The 25,000-nt window shown below is 71.4% G+C and carries 22 protein-coding genes and 1 pseudogene (2 of these 23 cut by a window edge); 5 read left to right on the top strand and 18 right to left on the bottom strand.

The genetic code is table 11. The features are described from left to right. The 5 genes from DK419_RS06205 to DK419_RS06185 all read right to left on the bottom strand — a co-directional run. On the bottom strand, positions 1-423 hold the start of the coding sequence (locus DK419_RS06205) for a flavin-containing monooxygenase (RefSeq protein ID WP_109958315.1). It extends 1,200 nt beyond the left edge of the window; only the first 423 of its 1,623 coding nucleotides appear in the window; its start codon is at positions 421-423; its stop codon lies beyond the left edge, outside the window. A 197-nt stretch (positions 424-620) separates the two neighbouring features. Further along, positions 621-1,943: an MFS transporter gene (locus tag DK419_RS06200; RefSeq protein WP_109958314.1), complete on the bottom strand. Its 1,323-nt coding sequence runs from the start codon at positions 1,941-1,943 to the stop codon at positions 621-623. 116 nt (positions 1,944-2,059) lie between these two features. After that, positions 2,060-2,998 carry a hydroxymethylglutaryl-CoA lyase gene (locus DK419_RS06195; protein ID WP_109958313.1) on the bottom strand — a complete coding sequence of 313 codons (939 nt, stop codon included), beginning with the start codon at positions 2,996-2,998 and terminating at the stop codon, positions 2,060-2,062. Then, positions 2,995-4,188: a CaiB/BaiF CoA transferase family protein gene (locus tag DK419_RS06190; RefSeq protein WP_109958312.1), complete on the bottom strand. Its 1,194-nt coding sequence runs from the start codon at positions 4,186-4,188 to the stop codon at positions 2,995-2,997. The genes DK419_RS06195 and DK419_RS06190 overlap by 4 nt, the downstream gene beginning before the upstream one ends. A 123-nt stretch (positions 4,189-4,311) precedes the next feature. Beyond that, a complete protein-coding gene (locus DK419_RS06185) occupies positions 4,312-5,235 on the bottom strand; it encodes a LysR family transcriptional regulator (protein ID WP_245442993.1) in 924 nt (307 codons plus the stop codon). Between the two features lie 176 nt (positions 5,236-5,411). Between DK419_RS06185 and DK419_RS06180 the strand changes: the two are divergent. The 4 genes and pseudogenes from DK419_RS06180 to DK419_RS06165 all read left to right on the top strand — a co-directional run bounded on the left by DK419_RS06180 (position 5,412) and on the right by DK419_RS06165 (position 12,450). Then, positions 5,412-7,665: pseudogene (locus DK419_RS06180) on the top strand (ATP-binding protein). 9 nt (positions 7,666-7,674) lie between these two features. Then, entirely contained in the window at positions 7,675-8,136 is a 462-nt protein-coding gene (locus DK419_RS06175; protein ID WP_109958310.1) for a response regulator, read from the top strand. Then, entirely contained in the window at positions 8,129-9,871 is a 1,743-nt protein-coding gene (locus DK419_RS06170) for a response regulator (RefSeq protein WP_109958309.1), read from the top strand. Before DK419_RS06175 ends, DK419_RS06170 begins: the two co-directional genes overlap by 8 nt. 263 nt (positions 9,872-10,134) lie before the next feature. Next, positions 10,135-12,450, top strand: a complete 2,316-nt coding sequence (locus DK419_RS06165) for a xanthine dehydrogenase family protein molybdopterin-binding subunit (protein WP_109958308.1) — start codon at positions 10,135-10,137, stop codon at positions 12,448-12,450. Positions 12,451-12,551: 101 nt separating this feature from the next. Here the strand turns inward: DK419_RS06165 and DK419_RS06160 are convergent, their stop codons facing one another. The 13 genes from DK419_RS06160 to DK419_RS28530 form a co-directional block, all read right to left on the bottom strand. Then, positions 12,552-13,667, bottom strand: coding sequence for a calcium-binding protein (locus tag DK419_RS06160; protein ID WP_109958307.1), 1,116 nt, complete (start codon positions 13,665-13,667; stop codon positions 12,552-12,554). A 244-nt stretch (positions 13,668-13,911) separates the two neighbouring features. Next, on the bottom strand, positions 13,912-14,460 hold the full coding sequence (locus DK419_RS06155) for a YciE/YciF ferroxidase family protein (protein ID WP_109958306.1): 549 nt from the start codon (positions 14,458-14,460) through the stop codon (positions 13,912-13,914). A 198-nt stretch (positions 14,461-14,658) separates the two neighbouring features. Next, a complete protein-coding gene (locus DK419_RS06150; protein WP_109958305.1) occupies positions 14,659-15,051 on the bottom strand; it encodes a hypothetical protein in 393 nt (130 codons plus the stop codon). A 131-nt stretch (positions 15,052-15,182) separates the two neighbouring features. Further along, positions 15,183-16,184 carry an ABC transporter ATP-binding protein gene (locus tag DK419_RS06145; protein WP_109958304.1) on the bottom strand — a complete coding sequence of 334 codons (1,002 nt, stop codon included), beginning with the start codon at positions 16,182-16,184 and terminating at the stop codon, positions 15,183-15,185. Then, on the bottom strand, positions 16,181-17,155 hold the full coding sequence (locus DK419_RS06140; RefSeq protein ID WP_109958303.1) for an ABC transporter ATP-binding protein: 975 nt from the start codon (positions 17,153-17,155) through the stop codon (positions 16,181-16,183). Before DK419_RS06140 ends, DK419_RS06145 begins: the two co-directional genes overlap by 4 nt. Continuing rightward, complete coding sequence (locus DK419_RS06135; protein WP_109958302.1) at positions 17,152-18,006, bottom strand: ABC transporter permease; 855 nt, start codon at positions 18,004-18,006, stop codon at positions 17,152-17,154. The genes DK419_RS06140 and DK419_RS06135 overlap by 4 nt, the downstream gene beginning before the upstream one ends. After that, on the bottom strand, positions 18,003-18,944 hold the full coding sequence (locus tag DK419_RS06130) for an ABC transporter permease (protein ID WP_109958301.1): 942 nt from the start codon (positions 18,942-18,944) through the stop codon (positions 18,003-18,005). Before DK419_RS06130 ends, DK419_RS06135 begins: the two co-directional genes overlap by 4 nt. 395 nt (positions 18,945-19,339) lie before the next feature. Next, on the bottom strand, positions 19,340-20,893 hold the full coding sequence (locus DK419_RS06125; protein WP_109958300.1) for an ABC transporter substrate-binding protein: 1,554 nt from the start codon (positions 20,891-20,893) through the stop codon (positions 19,340-19,342). A 34-nt stretch (positions 20,894-20,927) separates the two neighbouring features. Beyond that, positions 20,928-22,076, bottom strand: coding sequence for an NAD(P)/FAD-dependent oxidoreductase (locus tag DK419_RS06120; RefSeq protein ID WP_109958299.1), 1,149 nt, complete (start codon positions 22,074-22,076; stop codon positions 20,928-20,930). Further along, complete coding sequence (locus DK419_RS06115) at positions 22,076-23,452, bottom strand: NAD(P)/FAD-dependent oxidoreductase (RefSeq protein ID WP_109958298.1); 1,377 nt, start codon at positions 23,450-23,452, stop codon at positions 22,076-22,078. Before DK419_RS06115 ends, DK419_RS06120 begins: the two co-directional genes overlap by 1 nt. Beyond that, positions 23,445-23,735 (bottom strand): (2Fe-2S)-binding protein, encoded by a 291-nt coding sequence (locus DK419_RS06110; RefSeq protein ID WP_109958297.1) that lies wholly within the window; start codon positions 23,733-23,735, stop codon positions 23,445-23,447. The genes DK419_RS06115 and DK419_RS06110 overlap by 8 nt, the downstream gene beginning before the upstream one ends. Then, positions 23,732-24,421, bottom strand: a complete 690-nt coding sequence (locus DK419_RS06105; RefSeq protein WP_109958296.1) for an SDR family NAD(P)-dependent oxidoreductase — start codon at positions 24,419-24,421, stop codon at positions 23,732-23,734. The genes DK419_RS06110 and DK419_RS06105 overlap by 4 nt, the downstream gene beginning before the upstream one ends. A gap of 11 nt (positions 24,422-24,432) precedes the next feature. Beyond that, entirely contained in the window at positions 24,433-24,576 is a 144-nt protein-coding gene (locus DK419_RS28530) for a hypothetical protein (protein WP_162561159.1), read from the bottom strand. Between DK419_RS28530 and DK419_RS06100 the strand changes: the two genes are divergently transcribed. Further along, positions 24,575-25,000, top strand: the 5' portion of a protein-coding gene (locus DK419_RS06100; protein ID WP_109958295.1) for an IclR family transcriptional regulator. Its footprint extends 414 nt past the window's final position; 426 of the gene's 840 nt are visible here — the first part of the coding sequence; its start codon is at positions 24,575-24,577; the stop codon falls past the right edge of the window. The genes DK419_RS28530 and DK419_RS06100 overlap by 2 nt on opposite strands.

Raw genomic sequence — 25,000 nt, 5'->3', positions numbered from 1 at the left:
CTGCGCCTCGAAGCGCTCGCCGGCCTCGGTGGTCACCGTCCAGTGGTTCCCCGCCTCGTCGTAGCGGGCGCCGGATACCCGGGTGCCGAGCTGGATGTCGCGCCGGAGGTCGAAGCGGTCGGCGACGTGGTCGAGGTAGCGGCGGATCTCGCCGTGCTCGGGGTAGCGCTCGGTCCAGTCCCACTCGTCCTCCAGCTCGCGGGAGAACGAGTAGGAGTAGTAGTAGCTCTCGGAATCGCAACGCGCGCCGGGATAGCGGTTCCAGTACCAGGTGCCGCCGATGCCGTCGGCCGCCTCCAGCACCCGCACCGACAGGCCGAGCCGGTCGCGCAGCAGGTGCAGCTGGTACAGGCCGGAGAACCCGGCCCCGACGATGATCGCGTCGGTGCGTTGGATGGGGCCGGTCTCGTGTGGCTCTCTCATGGCGTCGGGGCCTCCCTGCCGGGAATTCCGTCGCGCCCGGCCGGGCGCCCGGCTCCCTGGTTGTCGACACGCCCGGGCCATGGCGCGGCCGGGAGCATCGGATTCCGCAAGGCTAGCCTGCGGAGGGCGAAACGACCAAGCCCCGTCGGCGCGTGCCACCCATGAGGGAGGAACGGGCGGCGGGGACCGGTTGGCCGTCAGACGCTGCGGTCGTTGCGGCGCAGGCTCTCGGGCATCGCGAAGAGCAGGAGCCCCGCGGCGACGAGGCACAGGCAGCCGATGCCGTAGAGCGCAGGCGTGGTGGAGCCGGTGAGGTCCTTGACCCAGCCGACCATGACCGGGCTGACGATGCCGCCGAACTGGCCGAGCGTGTTGATGAGCGCGATGCCGCCCGCCGCGCCGACGCCGGTGACGAGCTTCGCCGGCAGGGTCCAGAAGGTCGGGATCGACGCGACGATGCCGGAGCCGAGCAGCGCCAGCGCGATCATCAGCGGCACGATCTCCCTGTCGAACAGGCCGGCGAGGAAGAACCCGATGGCTGCCGCGACCGCGAGGCCGGCGACGAATTTCGGCCGTTCGCCCGAGGCGTCCGACAGGCGCCCGATCACGATCATGCTGATCGCGCCGCAGATATAGGGGATCGCGGTCAGGAAGCCGACCGAGGCGGCCGCCCCCCCGCTCGCGGTCTTGATCAGGTCCGGCCCCCAGAAGTTCAGGCCGTAGGAGCCGACCTGGAGCAGGAAGTAGACGAGGGCGATGAGCAGGAAGCCCGGCTGCCTGATCGCGCCCCAGAGCGAGTGGTCGCCGATGTCGCGGTTGTGGTGGGCGATGCGCGAGGACAGGAGGTCCTTCTCCTCGGCCGAGAGCCAGCGCGCGTCGTCGATCCGGTCGTCGAGGCGGGTGAGCACCAGGGCGCCGAGGATCAGGCAGGGCAGGCCGCCGGCGAGGAAGAGCCACTGCCACCCGGCGAGGCCCGCGACGCCGTTGAGCCCGCCGAGGATCAGCCCGGCCACCGGCGCGCCGACGATGCCGGCGAAGGCCGAGGCGACGAACATGAACGAGGTGATGCGGCCCCGGAACGAGGCCGGGAACCAGAGGGTGAGGTAGTACAGGATGCCGGGCGCGAAGCCGGCCTCCATCGCGCCGATGAGGAAGCGCAGGACGTAGAAGTGCCACTCGGTGCGGATGAAGATCATCAGCGTGGTGGCGATGCCCCACGAGATCATGATGCGGGCGATCCAGCGCCGCGCGCCGACCCGGTAGAGGGCGAGGTTCGACGGCACCTCGAAGATCACGTAGCCGACCACGAACATGCTGGCGCCGAGGCCGTAGGCGACGTTGCTGAAGCCGAGGTCGCTCTGGAGCTGGAACTTGGCGAAGCTGATGTTGATGCGGTCGAAGAACGCGAACAGGTAGCAGATCATGATCAGCGGCATCAGCCGCCAGGCGACCTTGCGGACGATTCCGGCCTCGGTGAGGGCTTCGGTGCCGGCGAGAGGGCCGGTGGTGGCGATGGCCATGGGGGGTTTCCTTCCGGGCATGGGGGCGCCTTCGCCCGGGGCGCGGGCGTGGCAGGGCTCGTTTCGATGAACGGAGCGCGGGGCTGCCGTCTCGCGGGCGGCGCCTCGCGCCGGGGTCAGGCCGCCCTGAGCGGCGGGGCCGGGTGCAGGTCGAGCGGGCGGCCGGCCTTCGCGACCTGGCCCGGCACGTCGTGGCCGACGAGGCGGGGCAGGTCGCGGGAGAGGGCCAGCAGGGCGTCGAGGTCGAGGCCGGTCGCGAGGCCCATCTCCTCGGCCATGCTGACGAGGTCCTCGGTGCAGATGTTGCCGGTGGCGCCGGGCGCGAACGGACAGCCGCCCAGGCCGCCCAGCGCCGCGTCGAACCGGCGGGCGCCGGCCTCGTAGGCGGCGAGCACGTTGGCGAGGCCGCAGCCGCGGGTGTTGTGGAAGTGCAGCGTCAGGCGCTCCGATCCGACCAGCGGCAGCGCCCGGGCGACGAGGCGCGCGACCTGGCGCGGGTTGGCCATGCCGGTCGTGTCAGCGAGGGTCACCCCGTCGACGCCGAGGCTCAGGTAGCGCTCGACCTGGGCCAGCACCTTGTCCTCGGGCTCAGGCCCCTCGAACGGGCAGCCGAAGGCGGTCGCCACGGTGGCGTTGACGCCGACCTCTCCCCGCACCGTCGTCATGATCGCGGCGAAGCCCTGGATCGAGGCCTCCGGCGTCATGCCCATGTTGGCGCGGTTGTGGGTCTCGCTCACCGAGGCGACGAGGTTGATCTCGTCGGCCCGCGCGGCGAGCGCCCGCTCGGCGCCCCTCGGGTTCGGGACCAGCGCCACGTAGGTGGTGCCGGGCCGGCGGGCGATGCCGGAGAACACCTCGGCCGCGTCGGCGAGCGCCGGCACCGCCTTCGGCGAGACGAAGGACGAGACCTCGATGCGGGTGAAGCCCGCGGCCGAGAGCGCGTCGATCAGCCGGATCTTCTCATGCGTCGGCACGAAGACCGGCTCGATCTGGAAGCCGTCGCGGGTCGCGACCTCCTGGACGACGATGTCACCTCGGACGATGATCTCGCTCATGCGACGGCTCCCTTCTGGCGAAGCGCCGCGATGCCGGCTTCGTCGAAGCCGAGCTCGGCGAGCACCGAATCGGTGTGGGCGCCGAGCGCCGGCCCCTGCCAGCGCACCGCGCCGGGGGTCTCGGAGAGCTTCGGCACGATGCCGGGCATCTTCACCCGGGCGTCGCCGGGGAGATCGGCCTCGAGGATCATGTCGCGGGCGTTGTAGTGCGGGTCGGCGACGATGTCGGCCACCGAGTAGATCCGCCCGGCCGGCACCTCGGCGGCCTCCAGCACCTCGAGCGCTTCCGTCACCGTCAGGCTCTTCGTCCAGTCGGTGATGACGGAATCGAGCATCGCGGCCTGCTTCGAGCGGCCCTCGTTGTTGCGGAAGTCAGGGTTCTCGGCGAGATCGGGCCGGCCGATCGCCGTCATCAGGCGGCAGAAGATCGGGTCGCTGTTGCCCGCGATGACGACGAAGCCGCCGTCCCGGCTCGGATAGGTGTTCGAGGGCGTGATGCCGGGCAGCGCCCCGCCGGTGCGGGTGCGGACCTCGCCCAGGAGGTCGTATTCCGGCACCAGGCTCTCCATGACGTTGAACACGCTCTCGACGAGTGACACATCGATCACCTGGCCGGCGCCCTGCCCGGTCTTGACCCGCAGGAGCGCCATCAGGGCGCCGATGACGCCGTGGAGCGAGGCGAGCGTGTCGCCGATGCTGACGCCGACGCGGGCCGGCGGGGTGCTCGGGTCGCCGGTGGTGAAGCGGAGGCCGCCCATCGACTCGCCGATCGCCCCGAAGCCGGGCCGGTCGCGGTAGGGCCCGGTCTGGCCGTAGCCGGAGATGCGGACCATCACGAGGTTCGGGTTGAGGCCCGAGAGCACGTCCCAGCCGAGGCCGAGCTTTTCGAGGCCGCCGGGCCGGAAGTTCTCGACGACGACGTCGGCGCTCCCGGCGAGCTGCTTGACGACCGCGAGGCCTTCCGGCGACTTCAGGTTGACGGCGATCGACTTCTTGTTGCGCGACTGGAGGTACCACCAGAGCGAGGTGCCCTCGTGCATCTTGCGCCACTTGCGCAGGGGATCGCCCTCGCCGGGCGGCTCGACCTTGATCACCTCGGCGCCGAACTCCGCCATCAGGCGGGTGGCGAAGGGCGCGGCGATCAGCTGGCCGAGTTCCAGGACGCGAATGCCCGCGAGCGGTCCACTCATGGCGTCATCTCCCTGTAGACGTCTTTGAGGCTTCCATAGTTGAGGAACGCGGTGCGGATCCAACCGTATCTCGCGAGCGATCGTTCTCCGGTCGAGAACGCAGGCCGATGCGAGACGCCGCGCTCAGGCCCCGGCCTGGTGGACGAGATGCGCGACGAGAAGGCCGGCCGCCGGCGAGAGCGTGCCCGGCCGCGTCACGATGATCAGCTCGCGGTCGGCCCAGGGGTCGGTGAGCGGCACCGCCACGAGCTGCATCGCCCCGCCGATCAGGCCGAAGACCTGCCGGGGGATCACGCCGAGGCCCATATCGGCCTGGACCATGCGGCAGACCGCGTCGAAGCCCGGCACGTGCACCCGCAGCCGCAAGGGGCGGCCGATCCTGTGCGCCTCGGCCCGGACGCTGTCGTAGATCGAGCTCTGGGCGTGCAGGCCGATGAAGTCGTAGCCGAGCGCGTCCGCGAAGGCGATGCTCGCGCGCCCGGCCAGCGGATGCTCCGCCCGCATCACCAGGACGAGGCGGTCGCGCCGGTAGAGCGTGGCGCGCAGGTCGAGGGCCGCGACGGTGCCTGAGCAGATTCCGATCTCGGCCGCCCCTTCCGCGACGCCGCGGATCACCCCGCCGCTCGGCCGCTCCTCGAGGTCGATCCTGATCGCCCCCTGACGGGCCTGGAAGGCGCGCAGGTCCTCGGGCAGGAACTGCACGATGGCCGAGAGGTTGGCGAGCATCCGGACGATGCCGCGCACCCCCTTGGCGTGCTCGGCGAGTTCGAGGGCGATCTGCTCGGCGCTCGCCAGCATCCGGCGGGTGTGGTGGAGCAGGGTCTCGCCCGCCGGGGTCGGGCGCATGCCCCGCGGCTCGCGGGTGAGCAGGATGCATCCCAGGGCCTGCTCCAGCTCGGCGAGGCGCTTGCTCACGGCGGACGGGGCGATGGCCGCGCGCCGCGCCGCGCCGTTGAGCGTGCCCTCCTCGCAGATCGCAGCGAAGAGCCGCAGGGTCTTGAGGTCGAGGCGGTTCAGGAGGCCCGGGGCGGGCAGCTCGTCGGGAATGGCCCTCTCCTCCGCGCGGAGCCCAGCGGTGATACGCCGTCGCGCGCGATAGGGCCAGGACGGCCCCGAGACCACCGGGCCGGTGCGCCGCACTGGTGGCGTCATGCCGCTTCCCCTAAGGTGCCGCGGCCGTGTCAGCTCTACGTTCGAGGCCGGCGCGAGAGGCGAGGACGGCCATGCGGTCTGTGCAACCGGCGGAACTCACGGCCTGCGACAGGGAGCCGATCCACATCCTCGGCACGTTGCAGCCGCACGGCTTCCTCGTGGGGCTCGAAGGACCGGACCTGCGCATCGTCCAGGCGAGCGCCAACCTGCCCGACCTCCCCGGCCGCCCGGCGGACCGGGCCCATGGCCGCCCCTTAAGCGAGGCGCTGCCCGAGATCGGAAGCGCGATCCTCCAGGCCCTGGCGACGCAGCTCGGCCGCGACGGCGCGACCTATCTCGGCACCCTGACCCTCGAGACCGGGACCGGTCCCCGCGCCTACGACCTCGCGGCCCACCGCTCCGGCGCGCTCACGGTGCTCGAGTTCGAGGAGAGCGCCGGCGAGGCGGCGGCCGGCGGCCTCGACACGCTCTATCCGCGCCTGCGCGCCTTCATCGAGGCGCTGCACGGGGCCACCACCGTCGAGGCCCTGTGCGGGCTGCTGGCTGCCGACATCCGGCTGCTCACCGGGTTCGACCGCGCCCTGGTCTACCGGTTCGACCGCGACTGGCACGGCACCGTCGTGGCCGAGGACGGCAACGGCGTGCTGCCCTCCTACCTCGACCTGCGCTTCCCCGCCTCCGACATCCCGGCCCAGGCCCGCGAGCTCTACCGCCGCAACCGCCTGCGCATCATCCCGGACGCGGCCTACGCGCCGGTGCCGATCGTGCCCGGCCTGACCCCGTCGACGGGGGCGCCCCTCGACCTCAGCCAGTCGGTCCTGCGCAGCGTCTCGCCGGTCCACGTCGAGTACATGCGCAACATGGGCACGATGGCCTCGATGTCGGTCTCGATCCTGGTCGAGGGCGCGCTGTGGGGCCTGATCTCCTGCCACAACAAGACGCCCCGGCGGGTGCCGCTCCAGACCCGCAACGCCTGCGACATCCTCACCCAGACCTTCGCCCTGCAGCTCGCCGCCAAGGAGCGCGGGGCGCTCGCCGAGCAGCGCCTGGCGCTCGGCGCGATCCAGGCGCGCCTCCTCGCCTTCATGGCCGAGGAGGAGAACTTCGTCGAAGGCTTCCTCAAGCATCCGGACGACGTGCTGGCTCTCACCGGGGCCGGGGGCGCGGCGATCGTCTCCGGCCAGCGCTGCCACCTGATGGGCGAGACGCCCTCCGAGCGGCAGGTGCGCGGGATCTACGAGTGGCTCTCGACCGAGCATGCCGGCGAGGCGGTCCACGTCACCGACGCGCTCTCCGAGGAATACCCGCCGGCGCGCACCGTCGCCGACGCCGCGAGCGGGCTCCTCGCCATCTCGATCTCGGAGAAGTACGCCAGCTACGTGCTGTGGTTCCGCCCCGAGGTGGTCCAGACCGTGCGCTGGGGCGGCGATCCGAAGAAAGCCGCCACCAAGGACCCGGCCGGCGGCCCCGACCGGCTGCACCCGCGCAAGTCCTTCGAGACCTGGAAGGAGACCGTGCAGGGCCGCTCCCTGCCCTGGTCGGTGCCGGAGGTCGACGCCGCCAAGGACCTGCGCGCCGCGGTGCTCGGCATCGTGCTGCGCCGGGCCGAGGAACTGGCCTCGCTGAGCGAGGAATTGCAGCGCTCGAACAAGGAGCTCGAGGCGTTCTCGTACTCGGTCAGCCACGACCTGCGGGCGCCGTTCCGCCACATCGTCGGCTATGCCGAGCTCTTGCGCTCGCGCGAGGGCGAGAGGCTGTCGGATCGCGGGCGGCGCTACGTCGACACCATCATCGAGGCGGCGTTCTCGGCCGGCACCCTCGTCGACAACCTCCTGACCTTCTCGCAGATGGGCCGCAACGCCCTCAACCGCATCCCCTGCGACATGAACCAGCTCGTCGAGGACGTGCGCCGGAGGATGATCCGCGACATCCCGCTCGAGCGCGCGATCCGCTGGCAGGTCGGCCCGCTGGGCCAGGTCCGGGCCGACCCGGTGATGATGCGGCTCGTGATCGAGAACCTGCTCTCCAACGCGGTCAAGTACACCCGCGGGCGGGAGGAGGCGGTGATCGAGGTCGTGCGCGAGGCCGACCGCGAGGCCGAGGCGGTGTTCTAGCGTGCGCGACAACGGCGTCGGCTTCGACATGGCCTACGTCGCCAAGCTGTTCGGCGTCTTCCAGCGCCTGCACCGGGTCGAGGAGTTCGAGGGGACCGGCATCGGGCTGGCCAATGTCCGCCGCATCGTCGAACGGCACGGTGGACAGGTCTGGGCGGAAGGGACCCTCGGGCAGGGCGCGACCTTCCATTTCACGCTCCCCTTCCGATAGGAGGACACGATGGCCGACCTGAAGCCGATCCTCCTCGTCGAGGACAACCCGAACGACATCGAACTGACCCTTGCGGCGCTCGAGAAGAGCCAGCTGGCGAACAAGATCGTCATCTGCCGCGACGGCGCCGAGGCGCTGGACTTCCTGCGCCGCCAGGGCCCGCACGCCGCGCGGCCCGAGCAGGACCCCGCTGTGGTGCTGCTCGACCTGAAGCTGCCGAAGGTCGACGGGCTCGAGGTGCTGGCGGCGGTGAAGGGCGATCCGCGAACGCGGGCGATCCCGATCGTGATGCTGACCTCGTCGCGCGAGGAGAGCGACCTCGTGCGCTCCTACCAGCTCGGCGTGAACGCCTTCGTGGTGAAGCCGGTCGGGTTCAAGGAGTTCTTCGAGGCGATCCAGGATCTCGGCGTGTTCTGGGCCGTGCTCAACGAGCCGCCGCCGCACCGGGCGAGCTGGGGCTCCGGTGACTGAGGCGACGGCGCCGGAGGACGGCGCGGCCCCGCTCCGCATCCTGCTCCTCGAGGACAGCGACCTCGACGCCGAGCTGCTGGAGGCCGCGCTGGAGGATGCGCGCCTGGCCTGCGCGATCGAGCGGGTGATCGCCCGCGACGCCTTCGCGGCGGCAACCGCGCGCGGGGGCCACGACATCATCCTGGCCGATTACGTGCTGCCCGCCTTCGACGGCATGGCGGCCCTCGCCATGGCCCGCGCGACCTGCCCGGAGATCCCGTTCGTCTTCGTCTCCGGCACCCTGGGCGAGGACGTGGCGGTGGAGGCGCTCAAGCACGGCGCCACCGACTACGTGACCAAGCAGCGCCTCGACCGGCTGCCCAGGGTCGTGCTGCGCGCCCTCTCGGAGGCCCGCGCCCACGTGCTGCGACGCGCCGCCGAGCAGGCCCTGCGCGACGTGAACGAATCGCTGGAGCAGCGCGTCGCCGAGCGGACGCGGGAACTCGCGGAAGCCAACGCCGCCCTGCAGCACCAGATCGGCGAGCGCGAGCGGGTCGAGGGGGCGCTTCGCCAGGCCCAGCGCCTCGAGGCGGTGGGCCAGCTCACCAGCGGCGTCGCCCACGACTTCAACAACCTGCTCACCGTCATCGCCGGCAACATCGAGTTCCTCGAACGCGCGGTCGCGGACGAGCGCTCGAAGCGCCGCCTCGACATGATGCGGGGGGCAGCCGAGCGCGGGGCGCGGCTCACCGCCCAGCTCCTCGCCTTCTCGCGACGCCAGAAGCTCGCCCCGGTGCCGGTGCAGCTCAACCAGACCGTGGCGTCGATGCGCGACCTGCTGCAGAGCTCGATGGGCGGTTCGGTCCGCATCGAGATGACGCTGCAGCCCGACCTGTGGCCCGCCCTCGTCGACGCGACCCAGATCGAGCTCATCATCCTCAACCTCGCGATCAACGCCCGCGACGCGATGGCGGTCGGCGGCTGCCTGACGATCGAGACCGCCAACGTGCGGCTGAAGGCCGAGCCGAGCCGGCCCGAGGAGCCGAACCCGGGCGAGTACGCCATGGTGGCGGTGAGCGACACCGGCACCGGCATCCCCGCTGACGTGCTGGCGCGGGTGTTCGAGCCGTTCTTCACCACCAAGGAGGTCGGCAAGGGCTCCGGCCTCGGCCTCGCCCAGGTCTACGGCTTCGCCAAGCAATCCGGCGGCGGGGTGCGCATCGACACCCGGGTGGGCGAGGGCACCTCGGTGCGGGTCTACCTGCCGCGGGTGGTCGCCGAGGCCGCCCTGCCCGAGGCGCGCCCGGCCGAGATCGACTGCGCTGCTTTCCGCGACCCCGGCGACCAGCGGGTGGTGCTGGTCGTCGACGACGACGGCGCCGTGCGCGAGATCACCGTCACCCGCCTCGGCGAGGCCGGCTACGCGATTCGCGAGGCGAGCTCCGGCCTCGCGGCGATCCAGGCGCTCGAGGCCGATCCGTGCGTCGACCTCGCGGTGCTCGACTTCGCGATGCCGGGCATGAACGGCGTCGAGGTTGCGACCGTGATCCGGAGCCGCTGGCCGCAGATCGAGATCCTGTTCGTCACCGGCTACGCCGACCACACCGCTCTGTCGCAGGTCGATGCCGGCGGCGAGGACCGGGTGGTGCAGAAGCCGTTCCGCGGCGAGGACCTGGAGCGCAAGGTCGCGGAGATCCTGAAGCCCCGGCCGCGGCCGGAACTGAAGCTGGTGACGGGTGGCGCTGCGCGGCGCTGAGCCGCGACCGGGCGCTCCCGCGCCAGCAAGGACCGCGAGACGCCTCCGTTCCGGCGTGCTACGGTCACCCCCGATAAGGACCGACCCGCACGCTCGGCCGGTCCACCGGAGGATAAGCCCTGTATGGCAGGAGCCCCGACGCTCCCGGTCCGCTCGCACGCTCGCGCCGCCGTTGCGGCCGCCGACGCTCTGCCGAACGCCCGCCATCGGCCCGCCGCCTCCCTCGCATCGCCCAAGCTTCCGCTCCCCACCGCGAGGTTCCCATGACAGTGACCAAGTTCGGACTCGGCCAGCCGATGCGCCGGGTCGAGGATCGTCGCCTGATCACCGGCGAGGGTCACTACGGCGACGACCACGCCCCCGAGGGCTGCCTGCACGCGGCCCTGCTGCGCAGCCCGCACGCCCACGCCAAGTTCACGATCACCGACGTTGAGGCCGCCCGGGCGATGCCCGGGGTGCACCTCGTGCTGACCGCCGAGGACGTCGCCGGCCTCAACGACATCAAGTGCCAGGCGCCGCTGCCGAACGGCGACGGCAGCCAGAACCACGTCGCCAACATCCCGCTGCTCGCCAAGGGCACGGCCAAGCACATCGGCGACGCCGTCGCCTTCGTGGTCGCCGACACGGTGGCCCAGGCCCGCGACGCCGTCGAGGCGATCGGCATCGACTACGAGGTGCTGCCGGCCGTCGTCGGCATCCGCGGCGCCATCGCGGGCGGCGCGACCGCGGTGTGGGACGAGCAGCCCGACAACGTCTCGTTCGACTCGACCATGGGCGACAAGGCGCCGGTCGACGCCGCCTTCGCCAAGGCCGCCAAGGTCGTGCGGGTCGAGGTCGAGAACCAGCGGCTCGTCACGAACTACATGGAGACCCGCAGCGTCGTCGCCGAGCACGACGCGGGCACCGGGCGCTTCACCCTCACCATCCCGAGCCAGGGCGTGCACGGCCTGCGCAAGACCATCGCGGGCGTTCTCGGCATCGAGAAGGAGCAGCTGCGCGTCGTCACCGGGGATGTCGGCGGCGGGTTCGGCACCAAGACCTTCACCTACCGCGAGTACCCGCTGGCGGCGGAGGCCGCGCGTCGCCTGGGCCGCCCGGTGAAGTGGGTCTCGGAGCGCGGCGAGCACTTCGTCGCCTGCACGCAGGGCCGCGACAACCTCTCGGTCGGCGAGGTCGCGCTCGATGCCGACGGTACCTTCCTGGCCATGCGCTTCGACGTGATCGGCGACCTCGGCGCCTACCTGTCGCAGTACGGGCCCTACATCCCGTATCTCGGCGCGACCATGCTGACCGGCGTCTACAAGACCCCGGCGGTGCATGTCCGGGTGCGCGGCATCTACACCAACACCGTGCCGGTCGACGCCTATCGCGGCGCCGGGCGGCCGGAGGCGGCCTACCTGATCGAGCGCCTGGTCGACCGGGCGGCGCGGGAGACCGGGATGTCGCCGGCCGAGATCCGCCGGCGCAACTTCATCCCGCCGAGCGCGATGCCCTACACCACGCCGATCGGCGACCGCACCTACGACACCGGCGACTTCGCCGCCCATATGGGCCGTGCCATCGAGGCCTCCGACTGGGCGGGCTTCGAGGCCCGCGCCGCGGAATCGCACCGCAACGGCCTGGTCCGCGGCATCGGGCTCGCCACCTACATCGAGTGCACCGCCTGGGGCGAGGGCGAGGACGTCAAGATCACCCTCGACCGGGACGGCGGCGCCACGGTCTATGTCGGCACCCAGTCGAACGGCCAGGGCCACGCCACGGCCTACGCCCAGTTCGCGGCCGAGCATCTCGACCTGCCGCTCGAGCGGATCCGGGTGGTGCAGGGCGACACCGACCGGGTCGCGACGGGCGCCGGCACCGGCGGCTCGCGCTCGATTCCCGTCGGCGGCATCTCGGTCGGCGCGGCGTCGCAGAACCTCGCCGGCAAGCTGAAGGAGCTCGCCTCCGAGGAGCTGGAAGCCGGGATCCAGGATCTCGAGATCGCCGAGGGCGCGGTGCGCGTCGCCGGCACCGACCGGTCGATCGACTTCGCGGCGTTGGCGGCCCTGCCGAAGGCCACCGAAGCGATGCGGACCGGCCAGGGCGACTTCGTGCCGCCGAGCGCGACCTATCCGAACGGCACCCACGTCGCCGAGGTCGAGATCGATCCCGACACCGGCATCACCACGGTGGTGCGCTACACGGTCTGCGACGATTTCGGCATCGTGGTGAACCCGCTGCTGCTCGCCGGCCAGGTCCATGGCGGGGTGGTGCAGGGGATCGGCCAGGCGCTGCACGAGCGCACGGTCTACGATGCGGAAGGCCAGCTCCTGACGGCCAGCTTCATGGACTACGCCATGCCGCGGGCCGGCGACGTGCCGTTCTTCCACTTCGAGACGAAGAACGTGCCCTCGACCACCAACCCGATGGGCATCAAGGGCGCGGGCGAGGCCGGCAGCATCGGTTCCTGCCCGGCGGTCATGAACGCGGTGGTCGACGCCCTCGACCGCAGCGTGGGCCTGCGCGACATCGACATGCCGGCGACCCCGTCCCGGATGTTCGCGGTCCTCGCGCCCCTGCGCAAGGCGGCCGCCGCCTGACGGTCGTCGCCCCGGAGGCATGACGCGGCGCCCGGCCTCTCGGCCGGGCGCCGTTTTTCATGGAAAGCGGGAGGCCGCGCGGACGGCCTCCCGGTATTCGCTCAGACGTAGACGCCCGGCGCGGTGGCGGCCGCGAAGGCGCCGTCGCCCGCCTGTACGGCGCGCCCCTCGCCGGCGCCGTATTGCAGGAAGTGCTCCAGCGGGTTGATGCCGGCCGCCGCCACGTCGGGATTGGCGGCGAGGTAGGCCTTGGTGTCGAAATTGGCCGAGGGGTCGCGTCCCTCCTTCCAGCCGTACTGGAGGTAGTGCTGGAGCGGGTCGATGCCGGCGGCCGCCACGTCGCTGTAGGCCGCGAGGTAGCCCTTGGTGTCGAAATAGGCGTTGGGGTTGCGGCCCTCGCGCCAGCCGTACTGGCCGAAATGCGCCTCCGCGTCCTGGCCGGCGAGCAGCACGTCGGTGTTCTGGCTCAGGTAGAACAGGTCGTCGACCGCCGCGTTGCCGTCGGCCTGGACGATGGTGCGGTCCGAGAACTCGAACACCTCGGTGTTCCTGACCTCGTCGTGCCCCGTCGCGCCGTCGAAGGTGACGAGCGAGCCCGAGGAGGTCACCTTGAGGTCGCGGAAGGCGGCGTCGAGCACCGCCGTGTCGGTGCCGGCCGCGCCGTCGAGGCGATCGTTGCCCGAGCCGCCGTTCATGCGGTCGTTGCCGTAATCGCCGAACAGGACGTCGTTGCCGGCATCGCCGAGCAGCGTGTCGTTGCCGAGGTCGCCGTCGACGAGGTCGTCACCATCGCCGCCGCTCACGAGGTCGTCGTCCTCGCCGCCGGCGACGAAGTCGTTGCCAGCCTCGCCGTAGACCTGGTCGTTGCCCTGCTCGCCGACGAAGAAGTCGTTGCCGGCTCCGCCGTAGATCGTGTCGTTGCCCGGATTGCCGGCGGCGTAATCGTCCCCGTCCTGGCCGTAGATCAGGTCGTTGCCGGCCTCGCCGATGAGCTGATCGAACCCGGCGCCACCGGAGATGACGTCGTTCCCGGGCCCACCGGCGATGTAGTCGATATCGGCACCTCCGGTAATGACGTCGTTGCCGTCCTGGCCGTCGATACGGTTGAATCCGCCCGGATCGGTGATCTTGTCGTCCCCGAGGAGGCCCAGAATGACATCGTCGCCGGATGTTCCGGTGAGCGCGTCGTTGCCGTTCGTGCCCGTGATCGTGGCCATGCGTCTTCCTTCCAATGGCTGGACAGGAGTTGCGACCACGACATCTTATGGAAACAGCTGGTACAGAAATTTATCAATGTTAATCGGGCAATATTTTGCCCAGCGACAAGGACAATCTGGATCTCTGAAAGTAAAACAATCGACCGATCACGGCGAAAGGCTGCGCAGGAAGCCTGTGCAGCGTTTCTCGTACCACGCGACTGGCGAGAGGCGCCGCGTTCGGCGCCTCTCGGGCTCCCGCCGTTCAGGCCGCCTTGCCGGTCGCCCCCTTCGAGGCGGGCCGTGCGGCGGCTTCGCCCCCTTCCGCCCCCTCGACGTTGATGCGCTCGGCGATGGCCGTCAGCATCTCGTCGGTCTTCTTCTCTTCCTGAAGCGTCTCGTCGAGCAGTTTGGCCGCATCCTCGTGGCCGAGCTGGAGCGCCCAGGTCTTCAGCGTGCCGTAGCGGGCGATCTCGTAATGCTCGAGGGCCTGGGCCGAGGCGGCCAGCACCGCGTCGGCGGCCGGTCCATCGCCGAAATCCTCCAGATCCTCCTCCATCTCGCTCGTCAGGCCTTGCATCGCCTCGCAGGTCTTGCCGCGGGCCGGCTTGCCGATGAGCTCGAAGATGTCCTGGAGGCGCTCGACCTGGGTCGCGCTCTCCTCGGCATGGGTCTCGAAGGCCTGCCGCAAATCCTCGTGCTGCGCCGACTTGGCCGCCTTCTTGAGCGCGCGGACCGATTGCCTCTCGGCGTAGTACACGTCCTTGAGCGTCTCGTAGAACGCATCCTGCAACGTCTTCTGCTTCGTGGCCATCAACGCACTCGCCTTGACTGAGGGTCAACTGGTCGGTTCGATGCTTCATCGATCCATGACCGCAGGCGAAACGCGCAAGATCTGCCCGGGGTCCCTGGGCGGGCAGGGTCGATCGGTGGAAAGCGGGGATGGGCGATGCACCGTCGCGAGGCGGGCCGGGGAGCGCCGCCGGGCAGCGCTCCCCGGCGAGGGGCCGCGTCAGCAGGTGAGCCTGCGGCCCTCGCGGCGGCCGTGGACCTGGAAGTGCTTGAGCGCGGATTCCATCTGGCCGCTGCGGACCGCGCGGGCCACGTCGGGATTGCAGCGCAGGTACTCGCGCTCGTCGAAGCCGACGCTGCGCTCCCGTGAGCCGCGCTCCCGGGAGCCGTAATCCCGGTCGCGGTCTCGGTAGTCGTCCCGCCGGCCGTAATCGTCGCGGCGGTCGCGATACTCCCGGTCCCGGTAGTCGCTGTCGCGGCCGCGATAGTCGCGGTCGCGCGAATCCCGCTCGCGATAGCCGTAATCAGGGCCGCCCCAGGACTGGGCCGAGGCGGTCCCCACCGCACCGATCAGGCCCAATCCGATGACGGCCACTACCCCGAATGTCCTCATGTCGTGTGGTCCCCTTTCACGAGGCGTCTCGTCGCCGCTGGGGAAGCTAGAGCAACCGGGGCCGAGTGGGAGAGCGCCGTGGTGTCTCGGGTGCAGTGGTCGTTTGCGGAGAACTCGGATCCTCTGCCGCGTCAGGATCCGCCGTAGAGGTGGCAGGCCACCGCACGGCCCGGGACCGCCTCGCGCAGCACCGGCGCCTCGGCGCGGCAGCGGTCGAAGGCGCGGGGGCAGCGGGGATGGAAGTGGCAGCCCGCCGGCGGATTGAGCGGCGACGGCGGTTCGCCTTCCTGGAAGCTCATCGCCACCGGCTGCTCGGGGTCCGGCACTGGCGAGGAGGCCTTGAGGAGCTGGGTGTAGGGATGCAGCGGCTCCTCGAAGACCGGGCCGACGGGACCGCTCTCCACCACCCGGCCGAGATACATCACGGTCACCCGCTGGCAGAAGTGCCGGACCACGCCGAGATCGTGCGAGATGAACACGAAGGCGAGGTTGCGGGACTGCCGGAGCGATTCGAGCAGCCGCAGGATCTGTGCCTGGACCGAGACGTCGAGGGCCGAGACCGGCTCGTCGGCGAAGATCAGGTCGGGCCCGAGCGCGAGCGCCCGGGCGATGCCGATGCGCTGGCGCTGGCCGCCGGAGAATTCGTGCGGGAAGCGGGCGGCGGCACTCGCCGGCAGCCCGACCTCGTCCAGCAGGCCGGCGACGCGCGCCGGCACCTCCGCCCCGCGGGCGAGGCCGTGGACCCGCAAGGGCTCGCCCAGGGCCTCGCCGATGCGCTGGCGCGGATCGAGGGAGGAGGCGGGATCCTGGAACACGATCTGCATCCGCCGCCGCAGGCGCCGCATCGCGCCCGGGGCCGCGGCGAGCACGTCCTGCCCGTCGAAGCGCACGGAGCCGCCATCGGCCTCGGTGAGCCGGAGCGCCACCCGGGCGGTGGTGGACTTGCCGCAGCCGGATTCGCCGACGATGCCGAGCGCCTCGGCCCGCCCGACCGTGAACGACACCCGGTCGAGGGCGCGCACCAGGCTGGTCTTCGCCACGGGGAAGCCGCGCCGAATGGTGAAGGCCTTCTGGAGGTCGCGGACCTCGAGCAGCGGAGCCTCGAGCAAAGGAGTCTCGAGCAAGCGAGTCATGCGGCCCTCACCCAGCAGCGCACCGCGTGGTCCGGCGCCCCGGCCAGGGGTACGAGCGGCGGGCGCTCGCGGCAGCGCTCCTCGCGCAAGCTGCAGCGGCCCTGGAAGCGGCAGCCCTCCGGCATCTCCGGCAGGGTCGGCACCGTGCCGGGGATCGCCGCCAGGTCCTGCACCCGGTCGACCCGCGGCATCGCCTTGAGCAGGCCCTCGGCGTAGGGGTGGGTCGGACGGGCGAAGAAAGCGCGCACCGGCGCGCTCTCCACCACGTCGCCGCCATACATCACCATCACCCGGTCGGCGACCGAGGCGACGACGCCGAGATTGTGGGTGATGAGCAGCACCGCGAGCCCCTCGCGGCGCTGGATGTCGGCGAGCAGCGCCAGCACCTGGGCCTGAATGGTGACGTCGAGCGCCGTCGTCGGCTCGTCGGCGATGAGCACGCGGGGGCCGCAGGCGAGCGCCATCGCGATCATCACCCGCTGGCGCATGCCGCCGGAGAACTGGTGCGGATAGGCGTCGATCCGCTCGGCGGCGGAGGGCACCCGCACCCGTTCGAGGAGCGCGATCGCCTTCTCGCGCGCCGCCGCCTTCGACAGGCCGCGATGGCGCCGCAGCGCCTCGGCGATCTGGAAGCCGATCGTCAGGACCGGGTTGAGCGAGGTCATCGGCTCCTGGAAGATCATCGCCAGGCGGTCGCCGCGCATCGCCTCGCGCTGGCTCTCCGTGGCGGCGCGCATGTCGGTGCCGTCGACCACGATCGAGCCCGAGGCGACGCGGCCGACGCTCTGCGCCAGCAATCCCATCACCGAGAGGGCGGTGAGGCTCTTGCCGCAGCCGGATTCGCCGACGAGGGCCAGGGTCTCGCCCCCGGCGACCGAGAACGACACCTCGCGCACCGCGTCGTACCAGGTGCCCCCGACGCGGATCTGGGTCGTCAGCCCCTCGACCTTCAGAAGATCCGTGGCGTTCATGGCGCCCCCCGCGGGTCGGTGGCATCGCGCAGGCCGTCGCCGATCAGGTTGAGGCCGATCATGACCGCCAGGATCGCCAGGCTCGGGAAGATCGACAGCCAGGGCGCGTCGAGGAGGTTGTCGAAGCCCTCGCGCACGATGCTGCCCCAGGTGGCGGTCGGCGGCGGCACGCCCAGCCCGATGAAGGCCAGCGTCGATTCGGTGCGGATCGCGGTGGCGAGCCAGAGGGATGCCAGCACCACCACCTCGTCGAGGATGTTGGGCAGGATGTGCCCGAACATGATGCGCAGGTCCGAGTAGCCGAGCGCCCGGCAGGCATCGACGAAGTCGCGCTGGCGCATGGCGAGCGTCGAGCCCCGGGCGATGCGGATGAAGGCCGGCACCGCCGTGACCGCGATGGCGAGGATCAGGTTGCCGAGGCTCGGCCCCAGCACCGCCACCAGCATCAGCCCCATGATGAGCTGCGGGAAACTGAGCATCACGTCGGTGGCGGCGGTGATGAAGCGGTCGATCCAGCCGCCGTAATAGCCGGCCACCACCCCGATCACCGTGCCGACGACGACGCCGATCGCGGTGGCGAGGAAGCCGACCGAGAGCGAGATCCGCGCGCCCCAGATCACCCGCGAGAGCACGTCGCGGCCGAAGAAGTCGGTGCCGAACCAGTGCTCGGCCGACGGTCCCATCAGGGCGGCGACGGGGTCCTGCTCGTTGGGATCGTAGGGCGCGATCCAGGGCGCCAGGATCGCCAGCGCCACGACGGCGATCACCGTCGCGGTACCGATCACCAGGCCCGGCGAGCGGGTGGCCCGGCGCCAGGCGCTCGGGGCGGCGGAGGCGGCACTCGCGCTCATTGGGCGGAGACCCGCGGATCGACGAGGCCGTAGGCGATGTCGGTGAGCACGTTGGCGACCACGATGGCGAAGGCGGAGACGACCATCAGGCCCTGGAGCAGGCTGTAGTCGCGCTGCGTCAGCGCGGTCACGATCAGCTTGCCGAGGCCGGGCCGGTTGAACACGATCTCGGTCAGCACCGCGTTGCCGATCAGCACGCCGAGATAGAGCCCGACCACGGTGACGACCGGCACCAGCACGTTGCGCAACGCGTGGCGCCAGACCACGATCCGCGCCGGCATCCCCTTGGCCCGCGCCGTGCGGACGTAATCCTCGGACAGCGCCTTCAGCATGCCCGAGCGGGTGACCCGCGTGACGTAGGCGACCATCAGGAGGCCGAGATTGAGCGCCGGCAGCACGAGCGCGCCGAGCCGGTCGAGGATGCCGCCGGTGCGCGGGGTCGAGATCACCGGGAACCAGCGCAACTGCACCGCGAAGGCGATCAGCAGCAGGATGCCGGAGACGAAGGCCGGGAACGACACGCCGGCGAGCGACACGATGCGGGCGATCCAGTCGGCGAGCCCGTCGCGCCGGCGCGCCGCCACCACGCCGAGCGGCACGCCCACCCCGACCCCGATCGCGACCGCCGCCAGCGTCAGCTCGATCGTGTAGGGCAGGACGTGGGCGACGTCCTCCAGCACCGGCCGGTTGGTGGTGAGCGAGCGGCCGATATCGCCGGTGGCGATCTGGCCCATGAAGGCGAGGTACTGGACGACGATCGGCCGATCGAGGCCGAGCTTGCCCCGCAGGTCGGCCCGGGCGGACTCGCTCGCCTGGTCGCCCAGGATCACGATGGTCGGATCGCCCGGCACCACCCGCACGAGCACGAACACCACGGTCAGCACCGCCACCAGCGTCGGCATGGCCAGGAGGAGGCGCTTGAGGATGAACTGGAGCATCGGCGGGCCGGGGGTTGGAGGGAGGAATCGCGGCATCATCGAATGATGCGCGGGTCTCTCCTCTCCCCGCGGGCGGGGAGAGGGCTGCATTCCTATTCAGGGAATGCAGCAAGCCCGTAGGGCGAGGGTGAGGGGGTGTTTCAGGATGAGCCTAAGCAGACTTGCGTTGGCAGGCCAACGCTTCGTCCGCTTAGTTGCTTGGTTTGTCGCAGATTTTCGTCGCAAAACCGGCAACCACTTTTGCGAAATCTGCTTAATCCGGCACCTCCCCCTCACCGTCGGCTGCCGCCTCGCTGCGTCCCCTGGACGGGGACACAGCCCTCTCCCCGCCCGCGGGGAGAGGGGATACACGCGGCCGGCCGTGAGATTCAGGCAAGCCGCGCGCCGGGAGTGACTTACTTCTTGTCCGTCGCTTCCGTGATCACCGGCCCGAGGTGGATCGCGCCCTTGAAGTCGTAGCCGTAATCGACCGTCTTCTTGTGCGCCCAGACCTGCAGGCCCTCCGAGAGCGGCACGGCGCAGACCTGCTCGATGATCTTGGCTTGTGCCGCCTTCCACAGGGCCTTCTGCTTCTCCGGGTCGGGCTCGGTCCGCGCCGCCCGGATCTCGGCATCCGCCGCGTTGCAGTGGGAGAAGTTCGTCACGGCGGTCGGCGTGCCGACCGTCGAGGCCGAATCGAAGAACTGGGTCAGGTAGGTGTCGGCGACGGGGAAGCGCGCCGCGGCGTAGTAGACGACGTCCGACAGGTCCTTGCGGATCTGGGCGTGGTAGGTCTGGTGATCGACGACGTCGAGCTTCAGCTCGATCCCGGCCTTCTTGAGCTGGCCCTGCACGATCTGCATCGCGGTCAGCATGGTCGGCAGGCTGGTCTGGACCGCCGTGATGCTGATCCCGTTCGGATGGCCGGCCTCGGCGAGCAGCGCCTTGGCCTTGGCGGGGTCGTAAGGCGGCAGCGGCGCCTTGTCGTCGGTGCCGAGATAGCCCTTCGGGATGATCGACACCGCCGGCTCGGTGACGCTCGCGCCCTTGAACTGGACGATCTGCGCCTGGCTGATCGCGTGGGCGACGGCGCGGCGCACCCGCACGTCGTCGAGGGGCTTGTGGCTGATGTTGAGGTGGAGCAGCGCGAGCTCGGCCGGCCGCACGATGTCGACCGAGACGTCCGCCTCGCGGCCGAAGCGCTCGGCCCAGCGCTGGTCCTGGCGGCCGTAGACGACGTCGAGCTCGCCCGAGGTGAAGGCGAGGTCGCGGGCGGCGTCGGCCGGGATCAGCCGGTAGAGGATGCCGCCGAGCTTCGGCTTGCCGCGGAAGTAGTCCGGGTTGGCGGTCAGCCGCACGCTCTCGTTCGGCTTGTACTCGGCGAAGGCGAAGGGCCCGGTGCCGACGGGCTTGAGGCGGAAGTCGTTGCCCAGCGCCTCGACGGCCTTGCGGCTGAGCACGTTGCCGCCGTGGTAGTTCGCCACGAGGCCGAGCAGCGACGGCACCGGGTGCTTGAGGGTGATCCGCACCGTGTACGGATCGACCGCCTCGATCGTGTCGAAGGCGGCGTAGTCGGTCGCGAACGACGAGGATTTGGGGTCGGCGGCGCGCTTCAGCGAGAACACGACGTCGTCGGCGGTCATCTCGCCGTAGCCGCCGTGGAACTTCACGCCCTTGCGCAAGGAGAAGGTCCAGGTACGGCCGTCCTCCGAGCGGACCCAGGATTCGGCGAGGTCCGGCTCCAGGGTCTCGAGGCTGGTCGAGCCGGGCTTGAACCGCACGAGCCCGTTGAAGATCCACGACACCACCGGCTTGTCCTGGGTGCTGGTGGCGCGGAACGGATCGAGCTGGCTGATGTCGGCCGCCGCCATGCCGATCGTCAGCGTCTTGGAGACCTGCGTGTTGGTGCCTTGCGCGAGGGCCGGTCCGGCGGCGAGCAGGGCGGCCGCTGCGAAGAGGAAGCGTCTCATCGTGGTGTTCCCCCTGGGTCGTCGTTCTGTCGTGTCAGTGCTCGATCTCGCCCTCCGACCGGAACGGACCCCGCCAATCGGCGAAGCGCTCGATCCGGAACGGATGGAGAGGTGAGGCGGAGCGCCCCGTCGTCACGAGCTCCGCCAGGATCTCGCCCATGACCGGGCCGAGCTGGAAACCGTGGCCGGAGAAGCCGAAGGCATGAACCAGGCCGGGCGTGGTCGAGGACGGCCCGATGACCGGGATGTGGTCCGGCATCTCGCCGTCGAGGCCGCTCCAGCTGCGGATGACCTGGGCGTGGGCGAGGTCCGGGATCAGCGTCAGGGTCTTGGCGCCAGCGCCGAGCGAGGTCGCCGAGACCGGCCGGGCGAGGCCGTCGGCGCTGTCCGCCGTGCCACGCCCGCCCCCCAGCACCACGTTGCCGCGCCGGGTCTGGCGCACGTAGACGTCGCCGCCGACGACCCCGATCGAGCGGGTGACGAGGTGGGGCAGCGGCTCGGTCACCACCATGTTGGGGGAGAGGGGCGCCACCGGCGCCGCCTCGCCGAACCAGCCCGCCACCGCGCCGCCATAGGCGCCGGCGGCGTTGACGAGGCTGCGGCTCCGCACCGTCACGCCCTCGGCCTCGACCGTGAAGCCGGCGCCGTCGCGGGCCGCATGATGCACCGGGGCGTGCTCGCGCACCTCGGCGCCCAGCCGCCGGGCGAGCCGCGCGAAGGCCGGCCCCACCACCCGCGGATTGGCCTGGCCGTCGGTCGGCGACAGCGAGGCGCCCACCACGGCCGGGCCGAGCCACGGCATCTCGGCCCGGAGCGCGTTCGCCCCGAGGAGCTGGAGGTCGAGCCCGTGCTCCGCCGCGTCGCGGGCGTAGGCTTCCAGCACCGCCATGTCGGCCTCGGACCGGGCGAGCTTGATGTGGCCGGTCGCCTCGAACCCGACATCCTCGCCAAGCTTGGCGTTCAGGCCGTCCCAGAGGATCCGCGAGCGCCGCGACAGCGGTAGTTCCACGAAATCGCGGCCCTGCTGGCGCACGCCGCCGAAATTCACCCCGCTGGCGCCCGCGCCGCACAGGCGCTTCTCCAGCAACGCGACGGTGAGGCCGGCCTCCCGCAGGGCCACGGCCGTGGCGCAGGCCGCGGTGCCGCCGCCGATGATCGCGACGTCGACGCTGAGATGCTCCATCACGCCGGCTCCCGCAGCGGGATCGGCTTGATCGGCGCCTGCCCGCGCAGCCGCCCGACCGCTTCGACCGGCACGTCGAGGGCCCGAGCCAGGATCTCCGCGGCGGCGTGGCCGCAGACCCGGCCCTGGCAGCGGCCCATCCCGGTCCGGGTCAGGGCCTTCAGGCGGTTGACCTCGCGGGCATCCCGCTCGGCGGCGGTCCGCCGGATCGCGCCCGCGGTGATGCCCTCGCAGCGGCAGACGATCTCGTCGTCGGCGATTCCGTCCACGAGGTGGTGCGGATAGGGGTAGGCGGCCTCGAGCGCCGCGCGGAACCGGGCCTGCCGGGCGAGCCGCCGGTCGAGCCGGGCCTCCCGCGCGGCGTCCCGGGGCCGGCCGAGATCGGCGAGCAGCGCCAGCGCCGTGCGCTCGCCCTGCAGCTCGGCCACGTCGGCCCCGCCGATCCCGCTGCCGTCGCCGGCCAGGTAGACGTGCGGATGCGAGGCGCGGCCCTCCGCCGAGCGCTCCGGCTGCCATTGCCGCGTCACGGGCTCGAACACGAAGCGGCAGCCGGCGAGGTCCGCGGCTTGCGCCTCGCTGCGCAGCCCGAACGAGACCCCGACCGCGTCGCATGGAATCGTGTGCCGGCGCCCGCGGGCATCCTCCCAGGCCAGCGCCTCGACGTGGCGCGCGCCCTCGACCGCGACGGCGCGGATACCGGAGCGCACGGGCGTACCCCCCAACGCGCCCCGCAGCGTGTACCAGAGGCCCTTGGCCAGGGTCGTCGGCACGGCGGCGAGGCGAGGCGCCGCCCTCACCTTCGGCGCGAGCGGCGTGACGTCGAGCACAGCGGCGAGCGTCGCTCCGGCCTTCGCGTATTGGTGCGCGACCAGCGGCAGGAGCGGCCCGGCCCCGACGAGCGCGACGCGCCGGCCGATCGCCATGCCCTGCGCCTTGAGGGCGATCTGCGCCGCCCCGAGGGTGAACACGCCCGGCAACGTCCAGCCCGGGACCGGCAGGCTCCGGTCCATGGCGCCGGTGGCGAGCACCAGGCGATCGACGGAGATCCGCTCGCGGCCCTCCGATCCGAGGCAGTCGAGGTCGAAGCCCGCGGGCTCGCGCGCGGCGATCGCCCACACCATCGTCCCGGGCCGGTAATCGAGCCGCGGCGCCAGCGCGTCGGCGAGGGCGTGGAGCGCGCGGGCCCGTCCGGCCTCGAAACCGTAGAGCTCCGCCGCCGGCCGCTCGGCACCGGGCGGCGGACGCCGATAGATCTGCCCGCCGGCGCGGTGCCCCTCGTCGACGAGGAGCGGGCGCAAACCCGCTTTCGCCAGGACTTCGGCCGCACGCAGTCCGGCCGGTCCCGCGCCGACGATCGCAACGACGGGCTCAGGCATCGGCGCCTCCCGTGACCACCGCCATGCCGGGCTCGACCAGGGTGGTGCAGGCCCGCACGCGGCGGCCGTCGGCCAAGCCGACCCAGCAATCCTGGCAGGCGCCCATCAGGCAGTAGCCGGCCCGGTCGCCGGGGCCGAACTCGAACCGGCGCAAGGCGCGCCGGTGCAGCAGGATCGCGGCGATCAGGAGGTCGCCCGCCCGCGCCTCGGCCGGCGCCCCGTCGATGGTAAAGGGGACGGGTGCGCCCGCACGGGTCGCGAGGCGGTGGAACAGCCCGCTCACAGGGTGTCCTCGTACCGGCAATTGAGCAGCAATTCGGCGACGCTCGCGGTGTTGGGCAACCGCACCAGGGTCTCGATCACGGCGGCGACGTCCTCGGGCCGGGACATCAGCTCCCGCAGTTGCTTGGTGACGTGAGCGGTCATGTCGGTGTCGACGAAGCCGGGGCAGAAGGCGGTGGCGCGGATGCCGTGGTCCCACCCCTGGCGCCGCACCGCCTGGGTGAGGCTGACCAGGGCGGCCTTCGTCATCGCGTAGCCGGTATTGTCGTTGCGCACCCGCTTTCCCGAGAGCGACGCGATGGTGACGATCCGTCCGGCTCCCGAGGCGACGAGGTGCGGCCAGGCCGCCCGGATCGCCCGCATCGGCGCCTTGACGTTGACGGAGAAGAGCGCGTCGAGCGCCGTCTCGTCGGAATCGAGGAAGTTGGCCATCGGGTTGATGCCGGCCGCGTTGACCAGCACGTCGATCCGGCCGAATCGCTCCACCGCCGCCGCGACCCAGGCCTCGGCGCTGCCGGTCGCCTCGGCGTCGTAGCGGACGGCGTGCCACTCCGCCGCTGCGCGGCGCGGATCGCGCAGGCCGGCGCTGACGCGGTAGCCGGCCCGGGACAGCCGTTCGGCCACCGCTCGCCCGATCCCGCGCGAAGCGCCCGACACCATCGCGACGCGGCCGGCCGGCTCAAGCATCGCTGCCCCGCTCATCCGGTGATCGCCGCATCGACGACATCTCCTCCATCGGTCTCGATGCAGAGGATTGAACGCCACAGCGATCCGGGCAACAGGTATTTCGGCAGGCGGATGATTTTGCCGGCGCTTTTCCGATCACCGAAATGGCCGAGCATGAAAGACCCGTATGACCGGCTCGAACCGAAATCGAGCGAGAGATCCGGGCCGGCCCGGATCGCCGGGCTGCTGCGTCATCTCGGCGAGGCGGGCACCGGCGGCGCGCGCCTGAGCGCCCTCGCCGAGGCGTCGGGCCTTCCGGCGCCCACGGCCCTGCGGTTGCTGCGGGCACTCGTCGCCGAGGACCTCGTCGATCTCGATCCGGCGACGAAGACCTACCGGCTCGGCCTCGGGCTGTTCCGTCTCGCCGCCAAGGCGGGCAATCCGCTCGGCCTGCGCGATCTCGCCCGCCCGGCGCTGCTGCGCCTGACCGGAGCGCTCGGCGAGACGGTGTTCCTGCTCGTGCGCAACGGCTACGACGCGGTCTGCATCGACCGCACGGCCGGGCCGCTGCCGATCCGCTCCTTCACGGGCGATATCGGC

This window comes from Methylobacterium terrae (genome assembly GCF_003173755.1).
Lineage (GTDB): Bacteria > Pseudomonadota > Alphaproteobacteria > Rhizobiales > Beijerinckiaceae > Methylobacterium > Methylobacterium terrae.
The sequence above is the reverse complement of the archived record's forward strand: the minus strand, read 5'-3'. Positions and strand labels throughout refer to the sequence as shown.